We start from the raw sequence: 12,446 nt of genomic DNA on the forward strand, positions 1-12,446 counted from the left end.
GGCCGCTGGGCGAGCGACTCGACCTCGCCTGGACGAGGTCGACTCGATCCCGTCTAGACGAACGAGTTGATCTCGATCGTCTCGTCCCGGCCGGGGCCCACGCCGATCGCGGAGATCGGCGCGCCGGACATCTCCTCCAGGGCCTTCACATAGCCCTGCGCGTTCTTCGGCAGGTCATCGAAGGTCTTGGCCTTGGTGATGTCCTCCGACCAGCCGGGCAGCATCTCGTAGACCGGCTTGGCGTGGTGGAAGTCGGTCTGGCTGTACGGGAGTTCCTCGACGCGCCTGCCGTCGATCTCGTACGCGACACAGACCGGGATCTGCTCCCAGCCGGTGAGGACGTCGAGCTTGGTGAGGAAGAAGTCCGTCAGGCCGTTCACGCGGGTGGCGTAACGGGCGATCGGGGCGTCGAACCAGCCGCAGCGGCGGTCGCGTCCGGTGGTGACACCGCGCTCGCCGCCGATGGTGCGCAGCGCCTCGCCGTCCTTGTCGAAGAGCTCCGTCGGGAACGGGCCCGCGCCGACGCGCGTGGTGTACGCCTTCAGGATGCCGATGACGCGGCTGATCTTCGTCGGGCCGACGCCGGTGCCGGTGCAGGCGCCGCCGGCGGTCGGGTTGGACGAGGTGACGAAGGGGTACGTGCCGTGGTCCACGTCCAGGAGGGTGCCCTGGCCGCCCTCGAACAGGACGACCTTGTCCTCGTCGAGCGCGTTGTTGAGGATCAGCGTGGTGTCCGCCACGTAGCCCTTGATGTTCTCGCCGTGCTCCAGGAGCTGCTCGACGATCTGCTCCGCCTCGATGGCGCGGCGGTTGAACACCTTGGTCAGGAGCTGGTTCTTCTGCTCGAGGGCCGCTTCGACCTTCTGCTTCAGGATCGACTCGTCGTAGAGGTCCTGGACGCGGATACCGGTGCGGTTGATCTTGTCGGCGTAGGTCGGGCCGATGCCGCGGCCCGTGGTGCCGATCTTCCGCTTGCCGAGGAAGCGCTCGCCCACCTTGTCGACCGTCACGTTGTACGGCGTGATGATGTGCGCGTTGCCGCTGATCAGAAGCTTCGACGTGTCGACGCCGCGCTCGTTCAGACCGCTCAGCTCGGAGAGCAGGACCGACGGGTCGACGACGACACCGTTGCCGATGACCGGGACACAGTCCGGCGAGAGGATCCCGGAAGGGAGGAGATGCAACGCGTACTTCTGGTCGCCTACGACGACCGTGTGGCCGGCATTGTTGCCGCCCTGGTAACGCACCACATAGTCCACGGAGCCACCGAGCAGGTCGGTGGCCTTTCCCTTGCCTTCGTCACCCCACTGAGCACCGAGCAGCACGAGTGCGGGCACAGGCGTACACCCCTTCCGGGCGGGGCATGTCCAAGGTCGGGGGCCGCAGCCGGAGGCAGTCTGCCGCCGGTGTGGGTGAGCCTTGGTTGCCCCGGAATAGACGAAGCCCCTGGCGCAATAGCGCAAGGGGCTCTTGCACAAAGATGCTACCCGAGGACTAAAGAAAGGGCGCACGTGTCGGCTCGCGACCAGCTTCTGGTGGTCATCGACCCGGTCGCCCGGCGTACGGACGGGGAGTCCGTACGCATCGCCAAGGACGTGCTTGGCGCGGGCGCGGGCGTCAAGCTGTGCCTGCCCGAGGGGCCGGAGGAATTCGCGAAAGCGCTGGTCAGACGGGGGGCGAGACGGCCCGTTGTGGTCGGGGACGACCGCGCGCTGCTGCGTGCGGTGAGCATCCTGCACCAGGAGCGGGGGCTCGGTTCCGCCGTGCTGTCCGTCGTTCCCGTCGCCCAGGCGGCCGCCGCCGTCCGGCTCGCGCGGGAGCTCGGCGTCCCCGCCGGGGCGGTCGCGGCGGCGCGGGCGGTCCTCGAAGGGGTGCCCCGGCGGCTCGATCTGCTCGTGGACGACCGGGACGGCGTCGTGCTCGGTGACGTACGCATTCCACCGGTCGGCGCCGGTGGGGACGGCAGGGGTGCGGGGGGTGGCGGGAGCGCCGGGGACGGCAGGGGTGCCGAGGACGGCCGGGGCGCTTCGGGCGGCGAGGGCGGCCGGGGCCCCTGGGACGGGAGCGGGGGGTTCGGCGGGGGCTTCGGGGACGAGGCGGGCGGGGGCGGGCGCGGCGCGGCCGCCGGGGAGCGGCACCCGTGGCTGCGGACCTGCCAGTCCCTCGTCCGCACCCTGGGCGTGCGGCCCTCGCGGGTGGCGCCGGGCGGCCCCTCGCGGCTGCGCGTGGAGGCGGACGGGGTGACGCTCGTCGACCTCGACCAGCCCGTCGAGGGGGTGTACGTGCGGCCCGGCGGCGGGGGCCTCGCCCGGGTCGAGGTCCTGCCTGCGTCCGTGGGCGCCCAGATCGCGCCGGTGCGGGCCCGTGCCCGCTCGGTCACCGTGTCCGGGCCCGACTTCCGCTACCGCGCGGACACGCTGGTCACGGGCCCCGTGCGGACCCGCACCTGGCAGGTCAGGGCGCAGGCGTGGCGGCTGACGCTGCCGCGCTGAGAACGCGGCAGGACCGGCGCGTGCACCGGCGGGACACCGTTCCTGCGGGCTCCTGCCGGAGGAACTCGTAGCAGGCGGGTTCAGCAGGTGACGAGCAGTTCCTCCAGGCCCCGCATGACGAAGTGGGGTCGGCGGCGCGGTTCCGCGGCGGGCCGCAGCCGCGGCGCCCTGCGCAGCAACGCGCCGAGCGAGGCGGCGAGTTCGATGCGGGCGAGCGGCGCGCCGACGCAGTAGTGGATGCCCGCGCTGAAGGAGATGTGCGGGTTGTCGGCGCGGGCGAGGTCCAGGGTGTCGGGCTCGGTGAACACGGCCGGGTCCCGGTTGGCGGAGCCGAAGAGCAGCGCCACCTCGCTGCCGCGCGGGATCGGGGTGGAGCCCACCTCGATGTCGTCGAGCACCCACCGCTCGAAGAGCTGCAACGGCGTGTCGAAGCGCAGCAGCTCCTCCACGGCCGTGGGCAGCAACCGCTCCGGCTCGGCGCGCAGGGCGGCGAACTGCTCCTCGTGACCGAAGAGGACGTTCGCTCCGTTCGCCAGCGCGTTGACGGTGGCCTCGTGCCCCGCGTTCAGGAGCAGCACGCAGGTCGAGATCATCTCCTGCTCGCTCAGCCGGTCGCCCTCGTCGTGCGCGGCGACGAGGGCACTGATCAGGTCCTCGCCCGGCTCCCCGCGCCGGTGCGCGATCAGCTCCCGCAGATACGCGGAGAACTCGACGGACGCGCGCACGGCACGCGCCGCCGCGGCCTCGCCCGGGTTCAGCTCGTACATCCCGCAGATGTCCGCGGACCAGGGCCGAAGGAGCGGCCGGTCCGCCTCGGGGACGCCCAGCATCTCGGCGATCACGGCGACGGGCAGCGGCTCGGCCACCCGGGCCACCAGGTCACCGCCGCCGTCCGCCACCAGGCCCCGCACCAGGTCGTCCGCGAGCTCCGCCACGTAGGGGCGCAGCCGCTCCACCGTGCGCGGGGTGAACGCCTTCGACACCAGGCGGCGGATGCGGGTGTGCGCGGGGGCCTCCAGGTCGAGCATGCCGTTGTCGTTCAGGACGTGGAACGGCTCGTGCCCGGGCGGCGGCGCCTCGCGGCCGAACTCCTCGTGGCCGAAGCGGTGCAGATAGGTGCGGCCGAGGCGCCGGTCGCGCAACAGGGCGGCGACGTCCGCGTGGTGCGGGATCAGATACTGGCCGCTCGGCTCGTAGTGGTGCACGCGGCCCGCGGCGCGCAGCGCGGCGAAGGCGGGGTAGGGGTCCGCCACGAAAGCGGGCGACCAGGGGTCGAAGGGGGCGTCCGGGGACGGAGCCGGTGAGGGGGCCGGTAAGGGATCCATGAGGGGACGTTAGCCCGGCGTCAGCCCGGTGTGACCAGACGGGCCTCGTACGCGAAGACGGCCGCCTGGGTGCGGTCCCGCAGACCGAGCTTCACCAGGACCCGGCTGACGTGCGTCTTGATGGTGGACTCGGCGACGACGAGCCGCGAGGCGATCTCCGCGTTCGACAGGCCCTGCGCGATGAGGACGAGGACCTCCGTCTCGCGCTCGGTCAGCTCCCCGTACTGCGCCTGGGCCTGCGCGGACGCGGCGAGCCGCGGATTGTCCGAGAGCTTCGAGAACTCCGTGATGAGGCGGCGGGTCACGGACGGCGCGAGCAGCGCCTCACCGGCCGCCACCACGCGGACGCCGTCGGCGAGCTGCCGCGCGGAGGCGTCCTTGAGCAGGAAGCCGGAGGCGCCCGCGCGCAGCGCCTGGTACACGTACTCGTCCAGGTCGAACGTCGTCAGGACGAGCACCTTCGTCTCCACCAGGGTGTCCGCGACGATCTCCCGGGTCGCCTCGATGCCGTTCAGCTCGGGCATGCGGATGTCCATCAGGACGACGTCGGGGGCGAGCTCGCGCACCCGCCGCACGGCCTCGCGGCCGTTCACGGCCTCACCGACGACCTCGATGTCCGGCATCGCGTTGAGCAGCACGGAGAAGCCTTCGCGGACCATCATCTGGTCGTCGGCGATCAGGACACGGATGGTGCGGCTCATGCGCGATCGCCTCCGGCGGGCTTGTCCAGGGAGAGGATCGTCGTGGTGCCCTGCGCGCCCTGCGTGTCCTGCGCGCCCGGGGTCTCCCGCGCCGGTCGGGTCGCGGGCACGCCCGCGGTCTCCGCGGCCCCGACCCGCCCCGCGGTCTCCGTCGTCCCGACCCGCCCCGCGGTCTCCGTCGTACCGACCCGCCCCGCGGTCTCCGTCGTGCCGATCGGCACCGGCAGGAACACCGTCACCTCGTACCCGCCGTCCGCGGTCGCCTCCGCCGTCATCTCGCCGTCCAGCATCGTGACCCGCTCCCGCATCCCCGTGATGCCGTGCCCGGCTCCCGGCGACGGCTGTACGAGCCCCGTCGCGGGCCCGTTCACGATCCGCAGCCCGAGGCCGCCGAGGACGTGGCCGATCTCCACCCGGGCCGTCGCGCCCGGCGCGTGCCGCAGGCTGTTGCTGAGCGCCTCCTGGATGATGCGGTACGCGGAGAGCTCCACGCCCTGCGGCAGCTCCCGCACCGCGCCGGTCACGACCTTCTCCACGCTCAGACCGGTGTCGCGCACGTTGTCCAGGAGCCGGTCGATGTCGGCGAGCGTGGGCTGCGGGGCGTCCGGGGCCTCGTAGTCCTGCGCCCGTACGACACCGAGGACGCGGCGCAGCTCGGTCAGGGCGATCACCGCGTTCTCCCGGATCGTCGCGAAGGCCTGCTCCAGCTCCGGCGGCGGGTTCTGCACCCGGTACGGGGCGGCCTCCGCCTGGATGGCGACCACGGACATGTGGTGGGCGACGACGTCGTGCAGCTCACGGGCGATGTTGGTGCGCTCTTCGAGGAGTGTGCGCTTGTCCCGCTCGACCGCGGTGACGGTGCGCTCCGCGACGACCTCGCGGCGGGTGTCGCGGTTGAGGGTGACCAGGGTGACCAGGGCGACGGCGATGCCGCTGAGCACGACGAGGGGGCCGCTGTTGGAGGCGTAGCCGGTGCCCGTGCCCTCGGCGAGGAACGAGTACAGGACCGTGAGCAGCCAGGTCCAGGCCGCCGTGCGGGGGCGGGTGCGGGCCGCCACCACCATCATCACCGCGGTGTGGCCGACGAAGGAGCCCGCCGACCACGGGAAGTCGCTGCTGCCTGCCAGGAACACCATGACCGGGGTCGTCCCCAGGGACAGCCACCACGCGAGCACCGGGCGTACGAGCGTCAGGGCCACGGTGGCCGCGGGCACACCGGCGATCACGATGTGGGCCAGCTCGCGGCTGCCGCCGTACCCGGCCGACGTTCCCGTGTACGCGACGGCCAGCGTCAGCAGCGCCATCGCCAGGACCACGGTGTGCGGGGTCCAGACCGCGTACTTGCGCAGGCGGTCCGGTATCCACTGGAGCAGGGGGGTGTCCGGTTTGAGCGGGGGCAGCGGGCGGTAGGTGAGGGCGCCGTGGAAGAGGTCGCTGCGCAGGCCCTGGAGGGCGTTCTGCGCGAGGTCGAGCTCCGGGCTGCGGGTTTTCTCGGTCACGTCCTAGACGGTACGGGCCGCTGCCCGCGGGTCGCGTCCCCAAGGGGACGGGTCCTTGGGGGTCCGTCGCAGGTACTACTCGGGGCCGGCTGCTCCCTCGCGGGGCGCCCCAGTCCCGCCCCTTTCCCGACAACCAGGGGGCGCCGCCCCCTGGACCCCCGCCCCCATCGGCGCTCCGCGCCTCGTCCTCAAACGCCGGACAGGCTTTTTCCCCACCCACCCGCCCTTCCATCGCGCTGCGCGCTCGTCCTCAAACGCCGGACGGGCTTGGAAGCTTCGCCGGACGGGCTTGAAGCCTCACCGGACGGGCTTGAGAGCTTCGCCGGACCGGCCTGAGATCGCTGCCGGGCGGGCTTGAGAGCTTCGCCGGGCGGGCTTGAGAGCCCCGCCGAACCGGCTTGAGAGCTCTGCCGGGTGGGCTTGGAAGCGCCGCCGGGCGGGCTTGCGGGCTTCGCCGGAAGAGCTGAGAGCTTTGCCGGAGGGCTTGCGAGTTCGCCGGAAGGGCTTGTGAGCTTCGCCGGGTGGGCTGCGTTCGTGCCGCCGGGGCGAAGTATCCAGCCTGTCCGGCGTTTGAGGACAAGCGCGCCAGCGCGGGAAAAGGGCGGGCGGGTGGGGAAAAGCCCGTCCGGCGATTGAGGACAAGCGCGTCAGCGCGGGAAAGGGGCGGGCGGGTGGGGAAGAGCCCGTCCGGCGGTTGAGGACGAGCGCGGAGCGCGATGGGAGGGCGGGTGGGTGGGGGAAGAGAGCTCGGCCGGGAGGCCAGAGCGCGGGCGCGGCGGCGCGGTGGCCCCCCGGTCAGAAGGCGAGCTGCGCGATCTCCTCCGCGACCACCGCACACGCATCCACCCCCGGATCGATCAACGGAAAGTGCCCAACCCCCTCGAGCAACGTCACACCGACAACCTCCCCGGCCTTCGCCGCCGCATCGGCATACGCATCGGCAACGGCGGGCGGCACGACGATGTCGGTACGCCCCTGCACGACGGTGGTAGCGATCCCGGTGGGCAACAGCGCCGCAGGATCCGCATGCGCGAGCCGCTCGACGTACCGCGCCTCGACCGCCCCGGCATCCACGGCATCCACAGCGGCACCCGAAGCACCGAGGGACGGACGCACGGCGGCCCCCGAAGCACCGAGGGACGGACGCACAGCGGCCCCCGAAACGCCGAGGAACTGCCGCACGGCCCCACCGCACACCCCCAACTCGTCCGCCACCCGAAGATCCGCGAGGGGCGCAAGCCCCACCACGCCACGCAGCGGCGGCGGCCGGTCGAGGCGCCAGGGCGAGCCGAGCGGCAGGACGTGCCGGGCGGCGGCCCACAGCGCGAGCTGGCCGCCGGCCGAGTGCCCGGTGAGCACGGTCCGGCCGGGGTCGGCGGCCGGCAGGTGCGCGCGGACGAGGGCGGGCAGCGCGTCGAGCGCGGCGGCCACGTCGTCGAGGGTCTCGGGCCAGCGCCCGGCCACAGGGCCACCGCCGGGCTCCCCCACGGGCGGACCCTGTGCCGGAACGGCCCCCCTGCGGTACTCGACGTTGGCGACGGCGAAGCCCCTTCGGGCCAGGAAGTCCGCGAACGGCGACACGTGCCACCGGTCGTACGGCGCCCGCCAGGCCCCGCCGTGCAGCAGCACGACGAGCGGCGCGGGGCGGTCCACCGTGCCGCGCGGGGCGTAGAAGTCGATGACCTGCTCCGCGTGCGCGCCGTACGCGGCGGTGGCGTCGGGCGGCACCGCGGGGTGCCCGAGGGCGGCTGCTTCCTCGGCGGCATCGCGGGCCACTGCGGCGTCGTCCGGCATACGGCAACCCTCCCAGACTCGGCCGGCGGTGGCAGCCCGTCGGCCCCGGCGGAACAACTCGCCGGGGGCCGACGGACGTTCGTGCCTTGATCCAATTCTGCCGGACGGTACCAGCCTCCGCCCGCGCAGCACGCCGCCGGGCCCGTCAGCCCCCCGTCGGCGCCGCTGCCAAGGTCCGGGCGAGGACCCGGGCCGCGCGTTCGGCGTCCGCGAACGTCAGATACAGCGGAGTGAACCCGAAGCGCAGCAGGTCCGGCGGCCGGAAGTCACCGACCACGCCCTGCTTGACCAGCCGCTTCATCACGCCTTCGGCGTCCGGGCAGCGCAGCGCGACCTGGCTGCCCCGCTCGGCGTGCGCGACGGGCGTGATCGACTCGACGCGGCCCGCGGGTACGTACGCCTCGACGCACTCCAGGAAGAAGTCCGTCAGGGCGAGGGACTTGGCGCGCACCGCCGTCATCGACACCCCCTCCCAGACGTCGAGCGCCGCGTCGAGGGCGAGCAGCGACAGGATGTCGGGGGTGCCGACCCGGCCCCGGGTGACATCGGCGGCGGGCTCGTACCCCGGCCGCATCCCGAACGGTTCGACGTGCGAGTTCCATCCGGGCAGCGGCGAGTCGAAGCGGTCCTGGAGGTCCCGGCGCACGTACAGGAAGGCGGGCGAACCGGGCCCGCCGTTCAGGTACTTGTAGGTGCAGCCGACGGCCAGGTCCACGCCGTGCTCGTCCAGGCCGACGGGCAGCGCCCCGGCCGTGTGGCACAGGTCCCAGACGACGAGCGCGCCCGCCGCGTGCACGGCGGCGGTCAGGCCCGGCAGGTCGTGCAGCCTGCCCGCCCGGTAGTCGGCGTGGTTGAGCAGCACGACGGCGGTGCGCGGCCCGAGCAGGCCGGGTACGTCCGCGGGGTCGGCGGGGACGATGCGGCAGCCGGTGAGGCGGGCCGCGGACCCGGCGATGTAGCCGTCCGTGGGGAAGGTCGTGGCGTCGACCACGATCTCGTCGCGCGCGGCGGCTCCCGCGCCGCCCCCGTCCCGGATCACGCGTACCGCCGCCACCAGCGCCTTGAAGACGTTCACGCTGGTGGAGTCGGAGACGACGACCTGGCCGTGGGCAGCGCCGATCAGCGGGGCGATGCGGTCACCGATCCGCTCGGGCGCGGTCCACCAGCCGCTCTCCTCCCAGGACCGGATGCGCAGCGAACCCCACTGGCGGTCGATGACGTCGGCGACGCGCGCCTGGACGTGCACGGGCAGCGCGCCCAGCGAGTTGCCGTCCAGATAGACGGTGTCGTCGAGAACGAACTCGGCTCGCTTGGCGGCGAGTTCGTCCGCCGCGTCCAGCTCCTTGGCCTTGGCCTCCACGTGCGCCCGCGCCGCGGGCTCCCTCGTCTCAGACATGGCTGCGCGCCGTCCACAGCTCGGGGAACACGCTCTTGGTGGCCCGTTTCTCCAGCCAGGCGACGCCCGCGGAGCCGCCGGTGCCGGTCTTGGAGCCCATGGCGCGGCGGGTGGCGACGAGATGGTCGTTGCGCCAGCGCCACACCAGCTCGCCGACGTCGGTCAACGCCTCGCCGAGGCGCGCGAGTTCGGCGTCCTGGTCCCCGCTGTACAGGGCCGTCCAGACCGCTTCGACCTCGGGCGACGGCTCGTACTTGAGGGAGACGTCGCGCTCCAGGACGGCGTTCGGCACGGCGTGGCCGCGACGCGCGAGGAGCCTGAGCACCTCGTCGTACAGACACGGCTCGTGGAGCGCCTTCTCCAGTTCGGCGTGGACGCGCGGGGCCCCGCGGTGCGGCACCAGCATGGACGCGGACTTGTCGCCGAGCAGGAACTCCATGCGCCGGTACATCGCCGACTGGAAGCCCGAGCCCTCGCCGAGCGAGCCGCGGTAGGAGTTGAACTGGGCCGGGGTGAGCTGCCCGAGCGGCTTCCACGAGTGGTTCAGGGCCTCCAGCTCGCGCACCGACCGCTTCAGGGCGGCGACGGCCACCGGCACGTCGTCCTCGCGCAGGGCGCGCGCCGCGGTCTCCCACTCGTGCACGATGACCGTGAACCACAGCTCCATGACCTGGGTGGTGACCAGGAAGACCATCTCGCCCGGGTCGTTCGAGCGCAGGTGCTGGAGGTGGGTGAGCACATCCGCCCGTACGTAGTCCTCGTACGGGGTGGTGCCTGCGAAGTCGAGGTTCGGGCTGTCCTGCGCCGCGTGCGCCTCGTCAGACATCGCTGTCTCCTAGATGCGTACTCCGGGTAGCGGTCCGCCCCTGCCGGTACCGGCACGGGGGCCCCGGTCCCCACCCGCATCCTCCGCAACATCCTGGGAAACGGCAAGACCTGCCTGGTCACACAGGGTGTCCAAGCAGGTCGTACGCGGTATTCGGGGGTGCGGCCGCGTGTCGGTCAGCCGAGGGTGTCCGCGGCGGTCGCCGACGAGTCGCGCAGGAACGTCGCGCACCGCTCGTACTCCTCCTGCTCGCCGATGGCGTCGGCGGCGCGGGCGAGGCCGTGCAGCGCGCGCAGGAAGCCGCGGTTCGGCTCGTGCTCCCACGGCACCGGGCCGTGGCCCTTCCAGCCGCTGCGGCGCAGGGCGTCGAGGCCGCGGTGGTAGCCCGTACGGGCGTAGGCGTACGACTCGACGACGCGGCCCGCCTCGAACGCCTCGTCCGCGAGCCGGGCCCAGGCGAGGGACGACTTCGGGTACTTCGCGGCGACGTCGGCGGCCGGGGTGCCGGCTGCGAGGAGGTCGCGGGGCTCGGGGTCGTCGGGGAGGTGGGTCGGGGGCGGGCCCCCGAGCAGATCTTGGTGAATGGCCATGGGACAAGTCTGCGGCATGGCCACCGCCCGGTGGGGCCCCGCCCCGAACCCCGCCCCACGAACGCCGCAGGGGCCGGAGAGTCCGGCCCCTGCGGTGCACGTGCGTGGACGTGCGTGGACGTGCTCGGGGGACTCCCGGCTACTTGAGCCTCGTACCGGTGGAGCGCAGGTTCGCGCAGGCCTCGGCGACGCGCGCCGCCATGCCGGCCTCGGCGGACTTGCCCCAGGTGCGGGGGTCGTACGTCTTCTTCGAGCCGACCTCGCCGTCGACCTTCAGGACGCCGTCGTAGTTCTTGAACATGTGGTCCGCGACGGGCCGCGTGAAGGCGTACTGGGTGTCGGTGTCGAGGTTCATCTTCACGACACCGTTCTCCAGGGCGGTGGCGATCTCCTGCTCGGTGGAGCCGGAGCCGCCGTGGAAGACGAAGTCGAACGGCTGCGACCCGGCGGCCTTGCCGTACTTCGCGCCGACGCCCTCCTGGAGGTCCTTGAGCAGCTCGGGGCGGAGCACGACGTTGCCCGGCTTGTAGACGCCGTGCACGTTGCCGAAGGACGCGGCGAGCAGGTAGCGGCCCTTCTCGCCGAGGCCGAGGGCCTCCGCGGTGCGGATCGCGTCGTCGACGGTCGTGTACAGCTCGTCGTTGATCTCGTGCGTCACGCCGTCCTCCTCACCGCCCGTCGGGGTGATCTCGACCTCAAGGATGATCTTCGCGGCGGCGGCCTTGGCGAGCAGCTCCTGGCCGATGGCCAGGTTGTCGGCCAGGGTCTCGGCGGAGCCGTCCCACATGTGGGACTGGAAGAGCGGGTTCCGGCCGGCCTTGACGCGCTCGGCGGAGATGTCGAGCAGCGGGCGGACGTAGCCGTCGAGCTTGTCCTTGGGGCAGTGGTCGGTGTGCAGGGCGACGGTGACGCCGTACTTCTCGGCCACGATGTGCGCGAACTCGGCGAGGGCCACGGCGCCCGTCACCATGTCCTTGCTGTGCTGGCCGCCCAGGAACTCCGCGCCACCCGTGGAGATCTGGATGATGCCGTCGCTCTCCGCCTCCGCGAAGCCACGCAGCGCGGCGTGCAGGGTCTGCGAGGACGTCACGTTGATGGCCGGGTAGGCGAACTTGCCTGCCTTCGCCCGGTCGAGCATCTCGTTGTAGACCTCGGGGGTTGCGATGGGCATGTGTCCGCTCCTTGTGATGTGCGGGTGTGTGCTTGGCCCTGACCTAAGGGGGGCGACGTCATCGTCGCCCCCATCCTTCCAGACTCGGCGAGGTCCTCAGTCTGCGAGACCGAGGTCGTCCTTCGAGTACGCGAAGAGGTACGGGACGCCCGCACCCTCGGTGATCTTCTCGCCGGCGCCGGTGGCCCGGTCGACGATCGTGGCGACGGCCACGACCTCGGCACCCGCCTCCCGCACCGCTTCCACGGCGGTCAGCGGCGAGCCGCCGGTGGTGGAGGTGTCCTCGACGACCAGGACGCGGCGGCCCTTGATGTCCGGGCCCTCGACGCGGCGCTGCATGCCGTGCGCCTTGGCGGCCTTGCGGACGACGAAGGCGTCCAGGCGCTTGCCGCGCGCGGCGGACGCGTGCAGCATCGCGCCCGCGACGGGGTCGGCGCCCATGGTCAGGCCGCCCACGGCGTCGTAGTCCAGGTCCTCGGTGAGGTCGAGCAGGACCTGGCCGACCAGCGGGGCGGCCTCGCCGTCGAGGGTGATCCGGCGGAGGTCGATGTAGTAGTCGGCCTCAAGACCGGAGGAGAGCGTCACCTTGCCGTGCACGACGGCCTTGTCCTTGATCTGCTGCAGCAGGTCGCCGCGTACGTCGTTCGTCATG

General features: G+C 72.6%; 11 protein-coding genes. 1 reads left to right on the forward strand and 10 read right to left on the reverse strand.

What is annotated here, in order from left to right; translation table 11 throughout:
* Positions 1 to 53 precede the first annotated feature (53 nt).
* Positions 54 to 1,337: an adenylosuccinate synthase gene (locus tag ACH4DX_RS27010; protein WP_398119839.1), complete on the reverse strand. Its 1,284-nt coding sequence runs from the start codon at positions 1,335 to 1,337 to the stop codon at positions 54 to 56.
* 174 nt (positions 1,338 to 1,511) lie between these two features.
* Here ACH4DX_RS27010 and ACH4DX_RS27015 point away from each other — a divergent pair, with 174 nt between their 5' ends.
* Complete coding sequence (locus ACH4DX_RS27015) at positions 1,512 to 2,492, forward strand: diacylglycerol kinase (RefSeq protein ID WP_398157088.1); 981 nt, start codon at positions 1,512 to 1,514, stop codon at positions 2,490 to 2,492.
* An 80-nt stretch (positions 2,493 to 2,572) separates the two neighbouring features.
* Here the strand turns inward: ACH4DX_RS27015 and ACH4DX_RS27020 are convergent, their stop codons facing one another.
* From ACH4DX_RS27020 to pyrE, 9 genes are all read right to left on the reverse strand, one after another.
* On the reverse strand, positions 2,573 to 3,817 hold the full coding sequence (locus ACH4DX_RS27020) for a cytochrome P450 (protein WP_398157089.1): 1,245 nt from the start codon (positions 3,815 to 3,817) through the stop codon (positions 2,573 to 2,575).
* Positions 3,818 to 3,837: 20 nt separating this feature from the next.
* Positions 3,838 to 4,518 carry a response regulator gene (locus ACH4DX_RS27025; protein WP_398119833.1) on the reverse strand — a complete coding sequence of 227 codons (681 nt, stop codon included), beginning with the start codon at positions 4,516 to 4,518 and terminating at the stop codon, positions 3,838 to 3,840.
* Entirely contained in the window at positions 4,515 to 6,017 is a 1,503-nt protein-coding gene (locus ACH4DX_RS27030) for a sensor histidine kinase (RefSeq protein ID WP_398157090.1), read from the reverse strand. The genes ACH4DX_RS27025 and ACH4DX_RS27030 overlap by 4 nt, the downstream gene beginning before the upstream one ends.
* Positions 6,018 to 6,812: 795 nt before the next feature.
* The gene (locus ACH4DX_RS27035; RefSeq protein ID WP_398157091.1) at positions 6,813 to 7,811 is read right to left on the reverse strand and encodes an alpha/beta hydrolase; all 999 of its coding nucleotides are present in this window, start codon (positions 7,809 to 7,811) and stop codon (positions 6,813 to 6,815) included.
* A 145-nt stretch (positions 7,812 to 7,956) separates the two neighbouring features.
* Entirely contained in the window at positions 7,957 to 9,207 is a 1,251-nt protein-coding gene (gene kynU, locus ACH4DX_RS27040) for a kynureninase (protein WP_398157092.1), read from the reverse strand.
* The gene (locus ACH4DX_RS27045; RefSeq protein WP_398119826.1) at positions 9,200 to 10,033 is read right to left on the reverse strand and encodes a tryptophan 2,3-dioxygenase family protein; all 834 of its coding nucleotides are present in this window, start codon (positions 10,031 to 10,033) and stop codon (positions 9,200 to 9,202) included. The genes kynU and ACH4DX_RS27045 overlap by 8 nt, the downstream gene beginning before the upstream one ends.
* A gap of 176 nt (positions 10,034 to 10,209) precedes the next feature.
* A complete protein-coding gene (locus tag ACH4DX_RS27050; protein WP_398157093.1) occupies positions 10,210 to 10,623 on the reverse strand; it encodes a DUF3151 domain-containing protein in 414 nt (137 codons plus the stop codon).
* A gap of 139 nt (positions 10,624 to 10,762) precedes the next feature.
* Positions 10,763 to 11,794: a class II fructose-bisphosphate aldolase gene (fbaA, locus tag ACH4DX_RS27055; RefSeq protein ID WP_398119822.1), complete on the reverse strand. Its 1,032-nt coding sequence runs from the start codon at positions 11,792 to 11,794 to the stop codon at positions 10,763 to 10,765.
* 96 nt (positions 11,795 to 11,890) lie between these two features.
* Positions 11,891 to 12,445 (reverse strand): orotate phosphoribosyltransferase, encoded by a 555-nt coding sequence (gene pyrE / locus ACH4DX_RS27060; RefSeq protein ID WP_398157094.1) that lies wholly within the window; start codon positions 12,443 to 12,445, stop codon positions 11,891 to 11,893.
* Between the last annotated feature and the right edge of the window lies 1 nt (position 12,446).

It is taken from the genome of Streptomyces sp. NPDC017940, assembly GCF_044328435.1.
Lineage (GTDB): Bacteria > Actinomycetota > Actinomycetes > Streptomycetales > Streptomycetaceae > Streptomyces.

What these genes read in the sequence shown, in the direction of transcription:
- ACH4DX_RS27020 (WP_398157089.1), bottom strand. Translation starts at nt 3,817, where the DNA reads ATGGATCCCTTACCGGCCCCCTCACCGGCTCCGTCCCCGGACGCCCCC.
- ACH4DX_RS27025 (WP_398119833.1), bottom strand. Translation starts at nt 4,518, where the DNA reads ATGAGCCGCACCATCCGTGTCCTGATCGCCGACGACCAGATGATGGTC.
- ACH4DX_RS27035 (WP_398157091.1), bottom strand. Translation starts at nt 7,811, where the DNA reads ATGCCGGACGACGCCGCAGTGGCCCGCGATGCCGCCGAGGAAGCAGCC.
- kynU (WP_398157092.1), bottom strand. Translation starts at nt 9,207, where the DNA reads ATGTCTGAGACGAGGGAGCCCGCGGCGCGGGCGCACGTGGAGGCCAAG.
- ACH4DX_RS27045 (WP_398119826.1), bottom strand. Translation starts at nt 10,033, where the DNA reads ATGTCTGACGAGGCGCACGCGGCGCAGGACAGCCCGAACCTCGACTTC.
- ACH4DX_RS27050 (WP_398157093.1), bottom strand. Translation starts at nt 10,623, where the DNA reads ATGGCCATTCACCAAGATCTGCTCGGGGGCCCGCCCCCGACCCACCTC.
- fbaA (WP_398119822.1), bottom strand. Translation starts at nt 11,794, where the DNA reads ATGCCCATCGCAACCCCCGAGGTCTACAACGAGATGCTCGACCGGGCG.
- pyrE (WP_398157094.1), bottom strand. Translation starts at nt 12,445, where the DNA reads ATGACGAACGACGTACGCGGCGACCTGCTGCAGCAGATCAAGGACAAG.